13 protein-coding genes and 2 tRNA genes are annotated in these 15,667 nt (G+C 54.7%); 10 read left to right on the forward strand and 5 right to left on the reverse strand.

The window, feature by feature from the left end; all coding sequences use genetic code 11:
* Positions 1 to 10: 10 nt before the first annotated feature.
* Together AN477_RS02425 and AN477_RS02430 are read left to right on the forward strand one after the other, a co-directional pair.
* Entirely contained in the window at positions 11 to 3,175 is a 3,165-nt protein-coding gene (locus AN477_RS02425) for a molybdopterin-dependent oxidoreductase (RefSeq protein ID WP_083485884.1), read from the forward strand.
* Positions 3,176 to 3,346: 171 nt separating this feature from the next.
* Positions 3,347 to 4,117, forward strand: a complete 771-nt coding sequence (locus AN477_RS02430) for a C40 family peptidase (protein WP_054967601.1) — start codon at positions 3,347 to 3,349, stop codon at positions 4,115 to 4,117.
* 1,124 nt (positions 4,118 to 5,241) lie between these two features.
* Here the strand turns inward: AN477_RS02430 and AN477_RS02435 are convergent.
* Complete coding sequence (locus tag AN477_RS02435) at positions 5,242 to 5,787, reverse strand: aminotransferase class IV (protein WP_054967602.1); 546 nt, start codon at positions 5,785 to 5,787, stop codon at positions 5,242 to 5,244.
* Between the two features lie 105 nt (positions 5,788 to 5,892).
* Here AN477_RS02435 and AN477_RS02440 point away from each other — a divergent pair, with 105 nt between their 5' ends.
* Entirely contained in the window at positions 5,893 to 6,105 is a 213-nt protein-coding gene (locus AN477_RS02440) for a DUF1540 domain-containing protein (RefSeq protein WP_054967603.1), read from the forward strand.
* 198 nt (positions 6,106 to 6,303) lie between these two features.
* Here AN477_RS02440 and AN477_RS02445 read toward each other — a convergent pair whose 3' ends face one another.
* Entirely contained in the window at positions 6,304 to 6,648 is a 345-nt protein-coding gene (locus AN477_RS02445; protein ID WP_054967604.1) for a hypothetical protein, read from the reverse strand.
* 203 nt (positions 6,649 to 6,851) lie between these two features.
* Between AN477_RS02445 and AN477_RS24190 the strand changes: the two genes are divergently transcribed.
* Positions 6,852 to 7,001: a hypothetical protein gene (locus tag AN477_RS24190; protein ID WP_211265938.1), complete on the forward strand. Its 150-nt coding sequence runs from the start codon at positions 6,852 to 6,854 to the stop codon at positions 6,999 to 7,001.
* Between the two features lie 4 nt (positions 7,002 to 7,005).
* Here AN477_RS24190 and AN477_RS24195 read toward each other — a convergent pair whose 3' ends face one another.
* The 3 genes from AN477_RS24195 to AN477_RS25630 form a co-directional block, all read right to left on the reverse strand.
* On the reverse strand, positions 7,006 to 7,176 hold the full coding sequence (locus AN477_RS24195; protein ID WP_157061776.1) for a hypothetical protein: 171 nt from the start codon (positions 7,174 to 7,176) through the stop codon (positions 7,006 to 7,008).
* 46 nt (positions 7,177 to 7,222) lie between these two features.
* The gene (locus AN477_RS02450) at positions 7,223 to 7,639 is read right to left on the reverse strand and encodes a CoA-binding protein (RefSeq protein ID WP_054967605.1); all 417 of its coding nucleotides are present in this window, start codon (positions 7,637 to 7,639) and stop codon (positions 7,223 to 7,225) included.
* 206 nt (positions 7,640 to 7,845) lie between these two features.
* Entirely contained in the window at positions 7,846 to 7,980 is a 135-nt protein-coding gene (locus AN477_RS25630; protein ID WP_281176302.1) for a hypothetical protein, read from the reverse strand.
* A gap of 344 nt (positions 7,981 to 8,324) precedes the next feature.
* Between AN477_RS25630 and AN477_RS02455 the strand changes: the two genes are divergently transcribed.
* The 6 genes from AN477_RS02455 to AN477_RS02485 all read left to right on the forward strand — a co-directional run bounded on the left by AN477_RS02455 (position 8,325) and on the right by AN477_RS02485 (position 15,619).
* Positions 8,325 to 9,749, forward strand: coding sequence for an NAD(P)/FAD-dependent oxidoreductase (locus AN477_RS02455; protein ID WP_054967726.1), 1,425 nt, complete (start codon positions 8,325 to 8,327; stop codon positions 9,747 to 9,749).
* Between the two features lie 369 nt (positions 9,750 to 10,118).
* On the forward strand, positions 10,119 to 11,159 hold the full coding sequence (locus tag AN477_RS02465; RefSeq protein WP_054967607.1) for a 2-oxoacid:ferredoxin oxidoreductase subunit gamma family protein: 1,041 nt from the start codon (positions 10,119 to 10,121) through the stop codon (positions 11,157 to 11,159).
* A 2-nt stretch (positions 11,160 to 11,161) separates the two neighbouring features.
* A complete protein-coding gene (locus AN477_RS02470) occupies positions 11,162 to 13,465 on the forward strand; it encodes a transketolase C-terminal domain-containing protein (RefSeq protein ID WP_054967727.1) in 2,304 nt (767 codons plus the stop codon).
* 132 nt (positions 13,466 to 13,597) lie between these two features.
* Positions 13,598 to 13,674, forward strand: a tRNA-Asp gene (locus AN477_RS02475).
* 15 nt (positions 13,675 to 13,689) lie between these two features.
* Positions 13,690 to 13,766 (forward strand) — tRNA-Ile (locus tag AN477_RS02480).
* A gap of 197 nt (positions 13,767 to 13,963) precedes the next feature.
* Complete coding sequence (locus AN477_RS02485) at positions 13,964 to 15,619, forward strand: thiamine pyrophosphate-dependent enzyme (RefSeq protein ID WP_054967608.1); 1,656 nt, start codon at positions 13,964 to 13,966, stop codon at positions 15,617 to 15,619.
* Positions 15,620 to 15,667: the final 48 nt, after the last annotated feature.

The raw sequence follows: 15,667 nt of genomic DNA on the forward strand, positions 1-15,667 counted from the left end.
AGGTGTATCTGTGAGTATCTCGGAACAACACAAGCAGCTTACCCAAGGTTTTGGCCATCTGCGCTCTCATCCTGAACCGGCGAACTGGGACGACTGGACAGAACTCGATGCCAAGGCCTGGCCGCGCAAAGAAGTACACCACTATGAACTGGTTCCGACCGTCTGCTTCAACTGTGAGGCAGCCTGCGGATTACTTGCCTATATCGACAAGGAAACAGGTGAAGTCAGAAAGCTGGAGGGCCACCCGCTTCACCCAGGGAGTCGGGGCAGAAACTGCGCCAAGGGCCCGGCGACGGTCAGTCAGATGACGAACCCGGAACGGATCCTTTATCCGCTGAAGCGCGTCGGCAAACGGGGTGAAGGGAACTGGGCGAGGGTCTCCTGGGACGAGGCGCTCGATGATATTGCACAGCGGATCAGAAAGAGTATCACCGAAGGGCGCAAAGACGAAGTGGTGTATCATGTTGGCCGCCCGGGCGAGGACGAGTACACGGAGCGGGTGCTGAAAGCCTGGGGGATTGACGGCCTGTCGAGTCACACCAACGTCTGCTCTGCCGGCGGGCGTGCGGGATATGCGTTTTGGATGGGCATGGATCGACCGTCGCCAGATTACTCGAATGCACGTTTCATCCTGATGATGAGTTCGCATCTTGAGTCGGGTCACTATTTCAATCCGAATGCACAGCGGATTATCGAGGCACAGCAAAAGGGTACCAAGATCGCTGTGGTTGACACGCGTCTCTCAAACACTGCGTCAAAGGCAGATTATTGGCTGTCTCCGTACCCAGGGACAGAAACCGCACTTTTGCTCGCGATTGCGAATGAACTGATTCAAACGGATCGTTTCAATCATGACTTTGTACGTCAGTGGACGAACTGGAACGAGTTTTTGGCGGACCGGCAGTACCTGGCGCGGCTGAAAGAGAGGAAGTTTATCCAGACCATCCCGGACGGACGCCAGTTTGACGACTTCGTCTTCGTCCTGAAACAGCTTTACAGCCATTACACGCCGGAGTGGGCGGCGGAGGAGTCTGGCGTCTCCGCCAAGATGTTGCGGCAGATTGCTGATGAGATTGCCAAGGCGGGAGAATCCTTCTCAAGCAATATCTGGCGAAATGCGGCAGCAGGTCACCGCGGCGGCTGGATGATCACACGGGCACTGATGTTCTTGAACGTCCTGATGGGCGCTGTAGGTGAGGAAGGAAGCATGATCCCGAACGCCTGGGTCAAGTTCGTTCCCGCCCGGAACTCTGCTCCTGCCCCAATTCAGGAATGGAACGAAAATCATTGGCCGCGGGAGTATCCCCTGTCCTATTTTGAGATGAGCTTTATGCTGCCGCACATCCTCAAGAAGCGAAACAAGCGGCTTGAGGTGTACTTCACACGCGTGATGAACCCGGTCTGGACGTTTCCGGACGGCTTCTCATGGATTGAGATGTTTCAGGACGAAGAACGGGTCGGGTGCCACGTGACGCTCTCGCCGGTGTGGTCAGAGACCGCCCAGTTTTCGGATTATGTTCTTCCGATGGGGCTCGCAACAGAACGGCATGACCTGCACAGCTATGAAACCCATGCGTCGCAGTGGATTGGTTTTCGGCAACCGGTCCTGAGGGTGGCGAAGGCGAAGAAGGGCGATCCGATCACCGACACGCGCGACACAAACCCTGGCGAGGTCTGGGAGGAAAACGAGTTTTGGATTGAACTGTCGTGGCGTATTGATCCCGATGGATCGCTTGGCATCCGCCAGCATTTTGAGTCGCCGTACCGGCCGGGTGAGAAAATCACGATTGACGAGTACTACCAGTGGATCTTCGAAAACGCTGTGCCGGGGCTCCCCGCGGCAGCTGCGGCGGAAGGCATGACGCCGATGGAGTACATGCGCCGCTATGCAGCGTTTGAAATCACGAAGGATGTCTACGCGGTCCACAAGCGGCCGCTCGACGCCAGTGTTCTGGAACACGCCGACGTCTGTTCCGAAGAGACTGAGTCGGATGAGGGAGACACGGCCGAGGAGTCCGGCCATACGGTGCCCGGCCACACGGAGCCCGGCCACACGGAGCCCGGCCACACGGAGCCCGGCCACACGGAGCCCGGCCACACGGAGCCCGGCCACACGGAGCCCGGGGTCTGGGTCGACAAACTGCCGCACAATCCGAACCATGCACCGCAGCCGGGGCCATTCAAGAACGCCAAGGGACAGCTTCGGGCTGGTATTGTGGTTGATGGGAAACCGGTCAAAGGCTTCCCGACACCGTCCGGACGGCTGGAGTTTTTCTCAACGACCCTGCGGGATTGGGGATGGCCGGAGTACGCCATTCCAATTTATCCGCGCAATGACCGTGAGCGCGACGAGATGATTCATATCGTCAGCCAGGTTCACCACAAGACCATCGATAGAAGCAAAGGGGAGTACATGCTCCTGCCGACGTTCCGATTGCCGACATTGATTCACAGCCGTACCAATGGCGCCAAGTGGTTGCACGAGACGGCGCATACGAATCCCGTCTGGGTTAACCCGGTTGACGCAAGGCGCCTCGGCGTGCGGACGGGGGATGAGGTGCGTATTACAACGGAAATCGGATCGCTCGTCGATAAGGTCTGGGTGACAGAAGGCATCAAGCCAGGGGTTATTGCATGCTCCCACCACCTGGGCCGTTGGCGCCTGCACGAAACAACCGGCAGTGACCGGTGGAATTCATCCCTTGTCAAGATGAACAGCGGCGACGATGGGAACTGGAGTATCAGTCAGGTGCACGGTCCGCAGCCGTGGCAGAGCAGCGATCCGGACACGAGCCGCGTCTGGTGGACAGACGGCGGTGTGCATCAGAACATCATCTTTCCTGTTCAGCCCGATCCGATTAGCGGCATGATGTGCTGGCACCAACGCGTCTCTGTGGAGAAGGTTTCCGGTCAGAGTCAATACGGTCAGATCAAAGTCGATACCAAACGAGCCTATCAGGCTTTTGAGCGTTGGTTAACGTTGACCCGGCCGGCTCCGGGACCAGGCGGTCTATATCGTCCGTACTGGATGCTGCGGGTGTTGAAGCCGCACCCGGATGCGTATGTGGTCCCGGAGTGTCGGGACACATCGACACAGGGTGAAAGTGCATCGACAGAGCGTGAAAGTGCGACAGAGGGACGCGGTTTGCGGCGAGCGGGTACCGCGGGTTCCTGAAATTGGATATCCTGCGCGAAGGCGGGTGAATCCCCACCAATGTGACATTGTAGCTGTGCCCAAACCCGATATACTTCTACGCGGGCCTTCATCTGCGCCTGAGCATTGGGCGCGACTGCGGCCTGAGATTGGTCGCAGCGGCAGGCTATGATGTCTACGGGGGATTCGCGAATGAAACAGAGTGTAATGCTGGCTTTAGCCGGCTTGATAACGATGAGTATGTCTAGCCCGATGGCGTTGGCTTCTACGACAAGTTTGCACCCGGCTGTGAGTACAGCCCGTGCAAGTACTAGCACGGCGAAGGGTAGAAAAAATGTTGCCACGAAGTCCACGGGAAGGAAGACGGCTAGCCGTCTAAAGCCAGCGAAGGTTACGAGCAAGAAGACGGGCGGCAGTCCCAGCACGATTACGTACCACGTGCAAAGCGGCGACACACTGTGGGGAATATCTCAGCTATCCGGAATTTCGCTTCAACGGCTTGAAACAGTGAACTCTACAGTCAATCCAAATGCACTGTCGATTGGGGAACCGATCCTTATTCCAACCGTCAAGGCAGCGGCTGTGATTGCAACCGCGAAACATTACCTCGGCAAAGTTCACTATGTCTACGGAGGAACGACGCCGGCAGGGTTTGACTGCTCTGGCTTTGTCCAGTACATGTTTGCCAAAGACGGTGTGACGCTTCCGCGTACTGTAAAACAGATGGCGCTGACGGGGGGCCTTGTGTCGAAGAACAACCTTAAAACGGGGGATCTCATCTTCTTTGCCGGGACGAATGGCACCGAACCGGGGCTGACCCATATTGGGATTTACGTGGCCAATGGTTGGTTTATCGAGCAATCGAGTGATTACAACAACGTGATCATGGCGCGGTTGTGGGGGAACCCGTTTTACAAGGACCATTTTGCTGAAGCCAGACGGCTGACCAGCGTCGTACAGTAACCCAAGTTGCAGCGATTTGACGGGTCAGCACACCATGTTGACCGGTGAGGCGACAAAGCGTTTGGCGAACAATATCGAAGGGGACGCGTTGCGTCCCTTCTACTATGCAGGCTGTCGGGTCTTCCCGACAGCCCTTTTTCCTTGCTCAATAGGGCGTCCGAAGGAAGCCCATCTCTTTCGCTAGGCCTTTGCCGACTAAGGCCGCCTGAACGAGACCGCATGGGCGGGAGCGCATGGGCGGCGCTAAGTCGCTGATACCGACCAAGGTCCCCCGAAGGGCGCGGCATAGGCGGTGCTAAGTCGCTCTCACCGACTTAAGTCGGGGAAAATCGGAAGTTAAGTCGCTCGGAGCGACTTAACGGATCGGCATGAGGGTGGTTAAGAGGCTGTCGCCGACTAAGGCCGCCTGAACGTGACCGCATGGGCGGCGCTAAGTCGCTCTCACCGACTTAAGTCGGGGAAAATCGGAAGTTAAGTCGCTCGGAGCGACTTAACGGATCGGCATGAGGGTGATTAAGAGGCTGTCGCCGACTAAGGCCGCCTGAACGGGACCGCGTGGGCGGTGCTAAGTCGCTCTCACCGACTTAAGTCGGGGAAAATCGGAAGTTAAGTCGCTCGGAGCGACTTAACGGATCGACAAGAGGGTGGTCAAGAGGCTGTCACCGACTAAGGTCGCCTGAACGTGACCACATGGGCGGTTCTAAGTCGTTCTCACCGACTTAAGTCGGGGAAAATCGGAAGTTAAGTCGCTCGGAGCGACTTAACGGATCGGCATGAGGGTGGTTAAGAGGCTGTCACCGACTAAGGCCGCCTGAACGGGACCGCGTGGGCGGTTCTAAGTCGCTCTCACCGACTTAAGTCGGGGCAAATCGGAAGTTAAGTCGCTCGGAGCGACTTAACGGATCGACATGAGGGTGATTAAGAGGCTGTCGCCGACTAAGGCCGCCTGAACGGGACCGCATGGGCGGTGCTAAGTCGCTCTCCCCGACTTAAGTCGGGGAAAATCGGAAGTTAAGTCGCTCGGAGCGACTTAACGGATCGACATGAGGGTGGTTAAGAGGCTGTCACCGACTAAGGCCGCCTGAACGTGACCGCATGGGCGGTGCTAAGTCGCAAGAGAGGGCCTATGAGAGTTTTGTAATCGATGGGGAGGTCGTGTCGGTCACACGAATGATGTCCAAAACATGCCCACCCTTTTGCCCAGGCATCATCACTAACAAGTTGTACTGGCCGGAGGTGGCAGTGCGAAGAAACAGATCGTTGCCGTGAGCTGATGGGAATGGCCCCTCGACTAACGGTAGGTCTTTCGCACCAATAGAAAAGGGTGTCACAGTCGCACGATACGTGGACCTGACGGGGAGCGCAACACGCAATGTCCAATTCTTCGGCACGGTGATCCGAAGTCGTTCGGCATCCCACGTTGCATCGAGAGGCAGGTTGTTTGCCAATTCGCGGATGTGAGTGAGATCCACTGTGACGAGCTGAAGCGAGGCATCAAATCGGACTGTCTGGTGTGCACTTATGTGGAGCGGGCGGGCGCCCCCTGTGACAACCCCGTCCTCCGATTGAACCATCGCTCCGCTTTGACTGGGGCTAGTGCATCCTGTCACAGTACCCAAGGTGATGAAGAGGAGTCGGACAAGCAGACGTTGCTTCAGTCCCGATTGCATAACAATTCCTCGTTTCGCTGAAGATGGAAATAGGGTTTTCCGAACACGTGCATTTCATGCAGTAGAACGCAGTGGAAAATGGATTTTGAAAAGGAGTGTCGCACAATGCAGGTCGAAGTAAAGTGCAGTGTTTCGAATTGTGAGTATTGGGCAGAGGGAAATGACTGCGTTGCATCGTCGATTCTAGTGAGTATCGACGAACACGCGAATGCGAATCTGAAGGAGGAATTCGGCTTACTCGGCGGGGCACACAAGGATACGGCTCAAAACTCTGCTCAAACTTGCTGCCACACGTTTAAATCGCGAAAACCGTCGTGATGGTGCACCTTTGTTGTGAGGGTGCAACTTTGTCATGAGGATCTAACTGTCTCGTGAGAGTAGAACCCTGTCTTCCGGGGGTATGGCTCGTGAGACTGCAACCTTGGGGTATGCATCGGTACAAGGAAGGGATGTCCGTCCAAGCGGGCATGCGTTCTGGTTCGGACATCCCTTTTGAAACGTCTCAAGATTGTGCACTTACGTTCGATTGCGAACGAGGTCGCCGTACCATTGTGCAAGCCCGGCACCTATCTTTTGATACATTGCAGCAGGCGAAAACGGCCCGTCATACAACGTCTGCGGTTCATCTGATGCATCTGTATTTTCATTCACGATCTGCACCTTTACCAGACCTTGCTCTTTGACGCTGCCTTTAATGGTCACAGAGGCAGTCTCATGCTGACCAGCAAAGCTTAACTGGCACTGTCCAGTTGACGTTGTTGTATAACCGATCCGGCCGTCAAATGCAGCGATGGTATCAGCGATATCATTTAATAATTCCTGTAGGGATACATGCAAATTTGCTTCATGAGTATGCTCCAAATTGATCCTCCTCCATACATAGCAACCTGGCGAAACATGAAATCAACAGAATCGCGAACGACAGGGTCACCGAATGAGTTGATTCTGTTAGAGTAGTCGTTTCAGACTGTTTTTATGGTTCACCCTTATCTTAAGCCTGATCAGGCAGGGGAACCAACTCCAACGAGGAAATCACAGTCAAACTATGAGAGAGGTGAACCATGGTGGCTCCTCATCCCGACGCGTTGCGGGTCCTCGTTGCCATTGCCAGCTTTGTCATTATCACCGGAGCACTTGTCAAGGTCATTCGGGAAGGGATTCGAGTGGTTCACAAATACCGCCATCGTGACGGCAACTGGCCGATGAGCAAATAGAAAGTCAGACTTCTTCAAACAGCGAAAACCGGAAACGTTTGATAACGCTTCCGGCATGGATAGTCGTGCTGATGTGGGTCGAGTTGATCATGTGGATGGTGATGATGATAGTGATGGTGATGAGGTGGTGGTTGGTGATTGAGACAGGTTGATGCCTGTCCAATTCCATGTCCATGGAATTGGCTGCACCGCTTTTCCTAGAGACGGTCGCTCAGTCCTGCCTACGCCTTAGCATTGCCAAGCAGACGCTGATGATCCCGCATGATGCAATGGTTGGTGTAAACTGGAACTCCCGTCTGCTTGCACGCCTGTTCAACGTTGGCAGAACACCCCGGCTGAACCCAAATTGCCTTGACTCCAAGACGGGATACATCGTCTGTCAGGGCTGGTGCCTGGTCACTCGTCAAAAAGACAGACATGACATCGACTGGTTCTGTGACTTTGTCGAGACTTTTTGCGGTTGGATATCCGACCACAGAATCGTCCCCGTCAGTCACTGGAACGAGTTGATACCCCTGTGACTGCAAATATGAAGCAACTTCATAACTTGGAGTATCTGGTCTTGGTGATACACCAAGGAGGGCGACGGACTGTGAATGAGACAGTAGGTCGAACATTGAAGCGTCTGCTGTATTCATGATGAAAACGTCCCCTTCGCAGTGGATTCGCGGGTAGTATGAGCAAAGCAGGGCTTTTCATTCGGAGTAAACACAGTTGGCCCCCGCAAGGTTGCGGGGGCCAACAAACGAGTGGTCGGTAAAACGACATCTGTCATTAAGCGGCAGTGAATAAGCAGCATTGACTAAGCGCGATTGGTTGAGCGGCATTGATCAAGCAGCGGTGATTAGTATGCACCTGCACCTGCTGCGCAACTTGCACCAGCTCCGAACCCATAGCCCGGTACCAGCAAGAAGAACAGGACGAAGATGATCAAGAAAACGACTGCCCACTGCGTGTATCCGCCGAATGTTCCGTACATGAAATTCACCTCCTCGGCGTCAGACCATACAGCATACGCACAGGTCCTGGAGACGGAATGGGCGAAATGCCCAACCTTTGTTTTTGATCCAGCTTGAGCGAGTGGTCGTTCGGACTGTCCTGCTGTTGAAGAAGCTGTTGAACAAGACGGTCTTGAGCGAGGCACGGACTCGTGTATAATAGGAGAGGCTCGAAATACGAACGTTTTTGGTTTTTGGCGTACAAACGTTCGCAACCCTGATCGCGTGCGATTGCGACGCAAAGACTCCTGATTGTGTTCGAGACAAAATATTCCTGACCGTGCGTGAGACAAATATTCCTGACCGTCGAAAGGATGGTTATTTGATGGACTACCAATATGACGTAATTATCGTCGGTGCTGGACCGGCCGGGCTCTACGCTGCCTATGAATTTTCTTTGCAGGCACCGAATGCGAAGGTCCTACTGGTGGATAAAGGGGTCGAGGCAAAATACCGGCACTGTCCAATCATGGAAGGGAAGATTGAAAAGTGTCCTCCGGCCAACAAAATCAAGACATATGCGAGTTGCTGGCCTGCATGCGGCGTCATTAACGGTGCCGGCGGAGCGGGGAGCTTTAGTGATGGAAAGTTCAACATCACATCTGAATTTGGCGGTTTTCTCACGGATTACTTGCCGCCATCCAAAGTCCTTGAACTGATTCGCTACGTGGACGATATCAACATGCGTCACGGGGCGCCAGATACAATCACCGATCCCACGACACCAGCTGTTGCGGATATTGAACGGAGAGCAATGGGGGCCGGGTTGAAACTGTTGCGTGCGCAGGTGCGCCACATCGGTACGGATAAAAACCTCGAGCTCATGACGAGCATCTTTGAATACCTGTCCGCAAAGGTTGAACTTCGTTTCCGTACCTTCATCGAAGACCTTGTGGTCGAAGAGGGCAAGGTCCGCGGGGTGAGCATTCGAGGCGGTGAAACCTTGACTGCACCGTACGTCATTATGGCGCCTGGTCGAGACGGATCGACATGGTTATCAGAACTGCTCAAGCGCCACAACCTGCGTATGACGAACAATCAAGTGGATATTGGTGTGCGGGTAGAGACCTCAAACGTTGTCATGCAGGAGATCAACGAAAACCTCTATGAAGGCAAGTTCATCTTCAATTCGCCGTCGACAGGCTTACGGGTACGAACATTTTGCAGCAACCCGTCCGGTCATGTCGTCATTGAAAACCACACCGGCGTCATGGCTGCAAACGGTCACGCTTATAAAGACCCGCTGCTTGGATCGTCGAACACAAACTTTGCGCTGTTGGTAAGTCATCAGTTTACCGATCCGTTTGATCGGCCGAACGAGTTTGCCAAGCAGATTTGCCGGCATGCAAACGATTTGTCGAACGGGTCCATTATTGTCCAAAAGTATGGGGATATCCTCAAAGGGCGGCGCAGCACGCCGGAGCGGATTCGCGAGGGGTTTGTAGAACCGACGTTGCCGGAAGCCGTACCTGGTGATCTCGGACTGGTCCTGCCGTACAAGACAATGGTTGCACTGCAGGAGATGATTGAAGCCTTAAACCATGTTACACCTGGCATTGCGAGCGAACACACCCTCTTCTACGGTGCGGAAGCGAAGTTTTACGCATCGCGCGCAGAGGTAAACCAGAACCTTGAAACCCCCATTGAAGGGCTGTTCTGCGCAGGCGACGGCCCAGGTATCTCTCGAGGCATCTCGCAGGCAGCAAGCAGCGGTGTTCACGCCGCACGGTCCATCATCAGCCGTCTATAACCACTAAGGTCTCATTCTGCGTGCCGTGCTTGAAAAGGCACTTCGGATTTCCATCTTGATTTCCATCTTGATTTCCATCTTGATCTCCATCTTGATTTCCATCTTGATTTCCATCTAAGAACACTTCATCAAAGGCCGACGCATGGTGCGTCGGCCTTTCTTGATCAGAGGACATCGTTGCTTATTGAGCTATTCTCCTGGTACAAACGAGCTACTCACAAATAGGACACATTTACCTTCTCTCTCTTCACTCTCAGATTTACGCTTGAACCGTAATCGTTGATACAGAGTCCGACTAATCCGTGGTACAGATTCCCATGATCAGCATGAATCCCTGTATTAACAGCCAACTCTGGAGGTGAACGTGCAATGAAACAGATTGAAACAGAACACTCTCATCGCTTCCTTGAGATTCGTATGGAGTCGATTGGCGGACTTGGCGCGAACTTGGCTGGAAAAATCCTCTCCGAGTCGGGCGTCATCAGACAAGGACTGAACGGTTGGTACGCAGCTTCTTACGGTTCAGAGAAAAAAGGGTCTCCGGTAAAGGCTTTTGTTCGGTTTGCCCCGCACGAGATAGAGATTCGAGGAACCTATCCGGTTGATGAGCCGGATGTGGTCGCTGTCTTCCATGAAGCATTACTGCATAACCCGTCAACCATTGCGGGACTCCGGACCGGTGGCACGTTGCTTGTGAACACGAAGCGAAGCCCGGCAGAGCTGCGCGGGCAGGTCGGCAGAAACGACATCACGGTCGCCTGCGTCGATGCACTCGGTATCTCGGTTCGTGAAGGCACCCGGATTAATGCAGCCATGCTTGGTGCGATGTGTCACGTCGTTCCACTCCTTGATGTCGACGCAGTCCGCAACGGCATCGCTGAGACGTTTACGACCAAGTACCAGCATCTGCTCGATGCAAACCTTCGCACCTTCGATGGCGCGAGAGAAGAAGTGACGGAAGAAGCACCGCTGGACGAGACTCCGTATGTACCGTCGAATGGTGCAACAGTGGGCCGGGCCCTCGGGTACGAAACCATGTTTGTGGGTGGATCTATTCCGTACGCTGGGAATTCGATTGCGAAAGACCTGAGTGCTTCCCGTCAGGGCTTCGTTCCGACATTTAACGTTGACACCTGTATCCACTGTGCAGCCTGCGATCAGGTTTGTCCGGATGCGTGCTTCGTGTGGGAAACCAGAGACAATGGCAGAGGGCGCGAGTTTCAGTTTCTCGTTGGTATTGACTATCAGTATTGCAAGGGCTGTCAAAAGTGCGTAGAGGCTTGTCCGACCGATGCGCTGCAGACTGCCCCGGAAGACGAGGCATACGTGCTCGCAAACCGGGTTCAGAAATTCGGGCCAGCAAACTTCGCGGTTGTAAATTCAAGCGCAAAGGAGGTCACAAGCAGATGAGTATGAACGTGATCGAACGCCAAACAAGTCAGAATCCCGTCGAACCAGAGAAGAAGCAGATTGAGGAGTTCCATTCCGGGAATGAGATGGCAGCAAGGGCGGCTGCGCAGATTAACTATCACCTGATGGGTTATTTCCCGATTACGCCGTCAACAGAGGTGGCAGAGTATCTCGATGAGATGCGTGTGCGCGGCGAGCACAACATCACGATGATCCCGGCGGACGGCGAACACGGGGCCGCAGGCATCAACTACGGTGCATCCACAGCCGGGGGGCGCGTATTCAACGCAACATCGTCGCAAGGGTTCCTCTACATGCTTGAGAACCTGCCCGTCCAGTCCGGGACGCGCTTCCCGATGGTACTCGACCTTGTGACCCGTGCTGTTTCCGGACCGCTTGATATCCGCGGTGACCATTCAGACCTCTACTACGGGCTGAACATCGGTTGGCCGATTCTGCTTGCGCGCGATCCGCAGGCTGTCTACGACATGAACCTCATCGCACTGCGAGTTGCGGAGCACAGTGACGTGCGGTTGCCGGTGATCGTCGCGTACGACGGATTTTTCACCTCTCACGCCAAACGGCGCGTCAAGTTCTTTGAAGATAAGGCCGTTGTTCAGGACTTTATCGGCCCTGTCCCGACGCCGCCTGTGACGTCGCTTGACCCACGGCATCCGGTGACGATTGGACCGTATATGAACGATCCCGATCAGATGAACAACAAATACCAACAGTCCCTCGCGATGTACAAAGCGGGTGACGTCTTTGTCCAGATTGCCAAGGAGTATGAACGGATCTCCGGGCGCGCCTACGAAATCCTCGACCTGTACCGCATGGAGGATGCGGATGTGGCACTGTTCATCCTCAACTCTGCGGCAGATACAGCCCGCGATGCGGTCGATGAGCTCCGGGCAATGGGCATTAAGGCTGGCATTGTCTCGCCGAACATCATTCGTCCATTTCCGAAGGAAGCGATTCAAGAGGCGCTCGCTAAGGTCAAGGTTGTCTTGGTCGGAGAGCGGGCTGATTCTTACGGCGGTCACGGCGCGAACCTGACCCATGAAGTAAAGGCCGCACTGCAGGAAATTCACACACCGATTCACGTCCTGTCGCGCGTCTATGGGCTAGGCGGCAAAGAGTTTTATCCAGACGATGCAAGAAGCCTGTTTGACCTTTGTACGGCATGGCTTGACGGGGAACAGGTTGCCGATTTTGATTACTTTGGTGTTCATCCTGGCGATGAAGAGGCAGCAACGATTGCGCTCCATCACGGACTTCCGCCTCTGTCACGGGAGGAGATGAGCGGCTACGTTTCGGTGGCACAAAACGAAGAGACGGGAGAGCTGAGCGTTAAGGCACCGAACCTGCGTGCACTCACGAAAAAGCCGAGGCGGTTGGCACCAGGACACGGAGCATGTCCAGGTTGCGGTATCTTCCCAGGCATCGAGACGTTCCTAAAAGGAATTGAGGGAGACGTCGTCGTCCTCTACCAGACCGGATGCGCGATGGTAACGACGACCGGCTACCCGTATACGTCGCATCGGGTGACGTATTTGCACAACCTGTTCCAAAACGGGGCAGCCACCTTGTCAGGACTCGTTGAGATGTTCTGGGAGAAGAAGCGCCGCGGAGAGATTGAAGTCGGTGAGGACATCACGTTCATCATGGTGACCGGTGACGGCGGCATGGACATCGGCATGGGTCCAGCGATTGGCGCTGCACTGCGAAATCACAAGATGATTATCCTCGAGTACGATAACGAGGGTTACATGAACACAGGGGCTCAGTTGTCCTACTCGACACCGCTTGGTCACATGACTTCGACATCAGGCGTTGGCCCGCAGGGCAACGGCAAAACGTTCCCGCACAAGGATACCGCGCAGATTATGGCTGCCACCAACATCCCTTATGTCTTCACGGGGACAGAGGCCTTCCCGCAGGACCTGATTAGGAAGGCTGCGAAGGCGCAGTGGTACGCGAACCATGAAGGACTGGTCTACGGCAAAATCCTAATTGCCTGTCCGCTCAACTGGAAGTCAAAAGATGAGCTCGGAAACGTGATTGTCGGGGCCGCCGTGAAGAGCTGCTTCTTCCCGCTCTACGAAGTGGAGCATGGAAAGACGACGATCACGTACAACCCGGAGCAAAAGGATGAACGGATACCGGCAAGTGATTGGCTAAAAACGATGGGCAAGACAAGACATCTGTTAAAGCCCGAGAATGCAGGACTGTTGCACGACTTTGAGGTTGAGATCGAGCGCAGATGGCGCCGGTTGATTGCTAAGCACGAACACCCGGAGCTGTAAGCCTCGCGCCGAGTTTTCTAGCACAGGCATAGCATTTTGCCGGTTATGTTCTCGGGGCTCGCGAAAAATAGACTTGATTCTACAAGACTCGACGTGGTATGGTAACCGAGGTTGCAAGTGATACAAACCTCTGGAGCTGTGGTGTAGAGGCCTAACATGCCTGCCTGTCACGCAGGAGACCGCGGGTTCGAATCCCGTCAGCTCCGCCATATCTTTTCTATCAAGGGCCTATAGCTCAGCTGGCTAGAGCGCACGACTGATAATCGTGAGGTCAGAGGTTCAAGTCCTCTTAGGCCCACCACAAAGGTTGTCTCGACTGTAGTGAACTACTCGGGATAGCCTTTTTTATTATGTCTGGGTGCTATACTTGAACCGAATGTTGCCCGATATTTCGGAATTGGATTTTGATTCCGTATTCCATAACCTAATCTTCACTTTTCATAACCTAATCTTCACTTTTCATGACCTAATCTTCGCTTCTGTGGAGGGGGATTTTCGATGACAGTATCCATGACGGGTGGACAGGTGGTCACCCAAGTATTAGCCAGCGAAGGTGTAAAGCATGTTTTTTGCGTACCTGGTGAGAGCTATCTTGAAGTCTTGGACGGTCTATATGAGCACCCAGAAATTGAACTCATTTCTACGCGCCATGAAAGCGGCGCAGCATTCATGGCTGAGGCCTATGCGAAGGCATCAGGGCAGGTTGGCGTGTGCATGGCGACCCGGGCTGTCGGTCTGTCTAACCTTTCCATCGGCCTTCACACTGCTCGCCAGGACTCGACGCCGCTCGTTGCCATCGTGGGGCATGTCCCACAGGATCACCAGGAGAAAGAGGCGTTCCAGGAGGTCCCGCTCTCCGAGTGGTTTCGGCCTGTGTGTAAATGGACGGTTGAGATCAGGGACGTCAAGCGGATTCCAGAGCTTTTGCACAGAGCATTCTACGTGGCCTCCACAGGTCGCAAGGGACCGGTGCTGGTCGTCATGCCTCAAGACGTCCTCGAAGCGGTTACAGAGCCGCCCGTACGGGATGCGCTGCCCTATCATGCCTCACTGCCGCAACCGGACCTGTCCATGGTTAGGAATGTCCATCAGGAACTCATCAGAGCTGCCCGACCCGTCGTGATTGTCGGTGGAGGTGTTACGGCATCAGCTGCAACGAACCCTCTGCTTGCCGTCGCGAAGCGCTACGAGCTTCCCCTCGTCTCTGCATTTAGACGCTATGACGCGGTGCCGAATGAAGACGTTTATTTTGCTGGGTGGCTTGGATTTGGACCGAATCGCGGGCTCGTCGAGGAGATTGGTCAGGCCGATCTCGTTCTCACCATCGGCACGCGCCTCTCACAGGTCACGACACAAGACTACACGCTGCTGTCGCCGGAGACAAAGGTCATTGTGGTCGATGTCGATCCGTTGGCAGGGGTAACAGCCCACCCGCCAGCTTATGTCATCTCATCGGATGCAGCCGCCTTTTGTGAGGCTCTTTTGGCTGTGTCAGAGGACTCGGGTGACCTTTCTACATCGAATCGGACGATGCGCAGAGACCGGATCGACCGGTTGCACCGTGCCTACCTTCAGTTTTCGGAGCCAAGGCATATAGAAGGGGATGGCGCGGTCAACCTCGAGGGCATGATGTACGATTTCGCCCGGACAGTGCCAGAGGACACCATCATTACCAGCGACGCAGGAAACTTCTTTGGGTGGCTCGCCCGGTACTACCGGTTTAACAAACCAGGGACGTATGTGGGGCCCACATCTGGCGCTATGGGTTACGGCTTGCCGGCTGCACTCGGAGTGAAACTGGCCAAACCGTCTGCCACGGTGGTTGCGTTTGCCGGCGACGGGGGCTTCATGATGACCATGTCTGAAATGGCCACAGCAGCACTTTACGAGATTCCGGTTGTTGCGGTTGTGGTGAACAACAGCCTCTACGGAACCATCCGGGCGCACCAGGAGAGGAAACACCAGGGACGTCCTGTCGGGACAAGTCTCTTCAACCCGTCCTTTGCGGAAGTGGCGCGGTCGTTTGGTGGATTTGGCATTCGGGTGACGACAAACGAGGAGTTCAAGGCAGGCCTCGCACAGGCGCTTTCGGCAGGGCGGTTCGCCTTGGTGGAAGTGTTGTCCGATCCGAAAATTCTCTCTGCCGGTTCATGAGATAACGAAGTCGGGGGATACTAATCTGGACCATATGCCAACGATGAC

It is taken from the genome of Paenalicyclobacillus ferrooxydans (assembly GCF_001399675.1).
Classification (GTDB): domain Bacteria; phylum Bacillota; class Bacilli; order Alicyclobacillales; family Alicyclobacillaceae; genus Alicyclobacillus_B; species Alicyclobacillus_B ferrooxydans.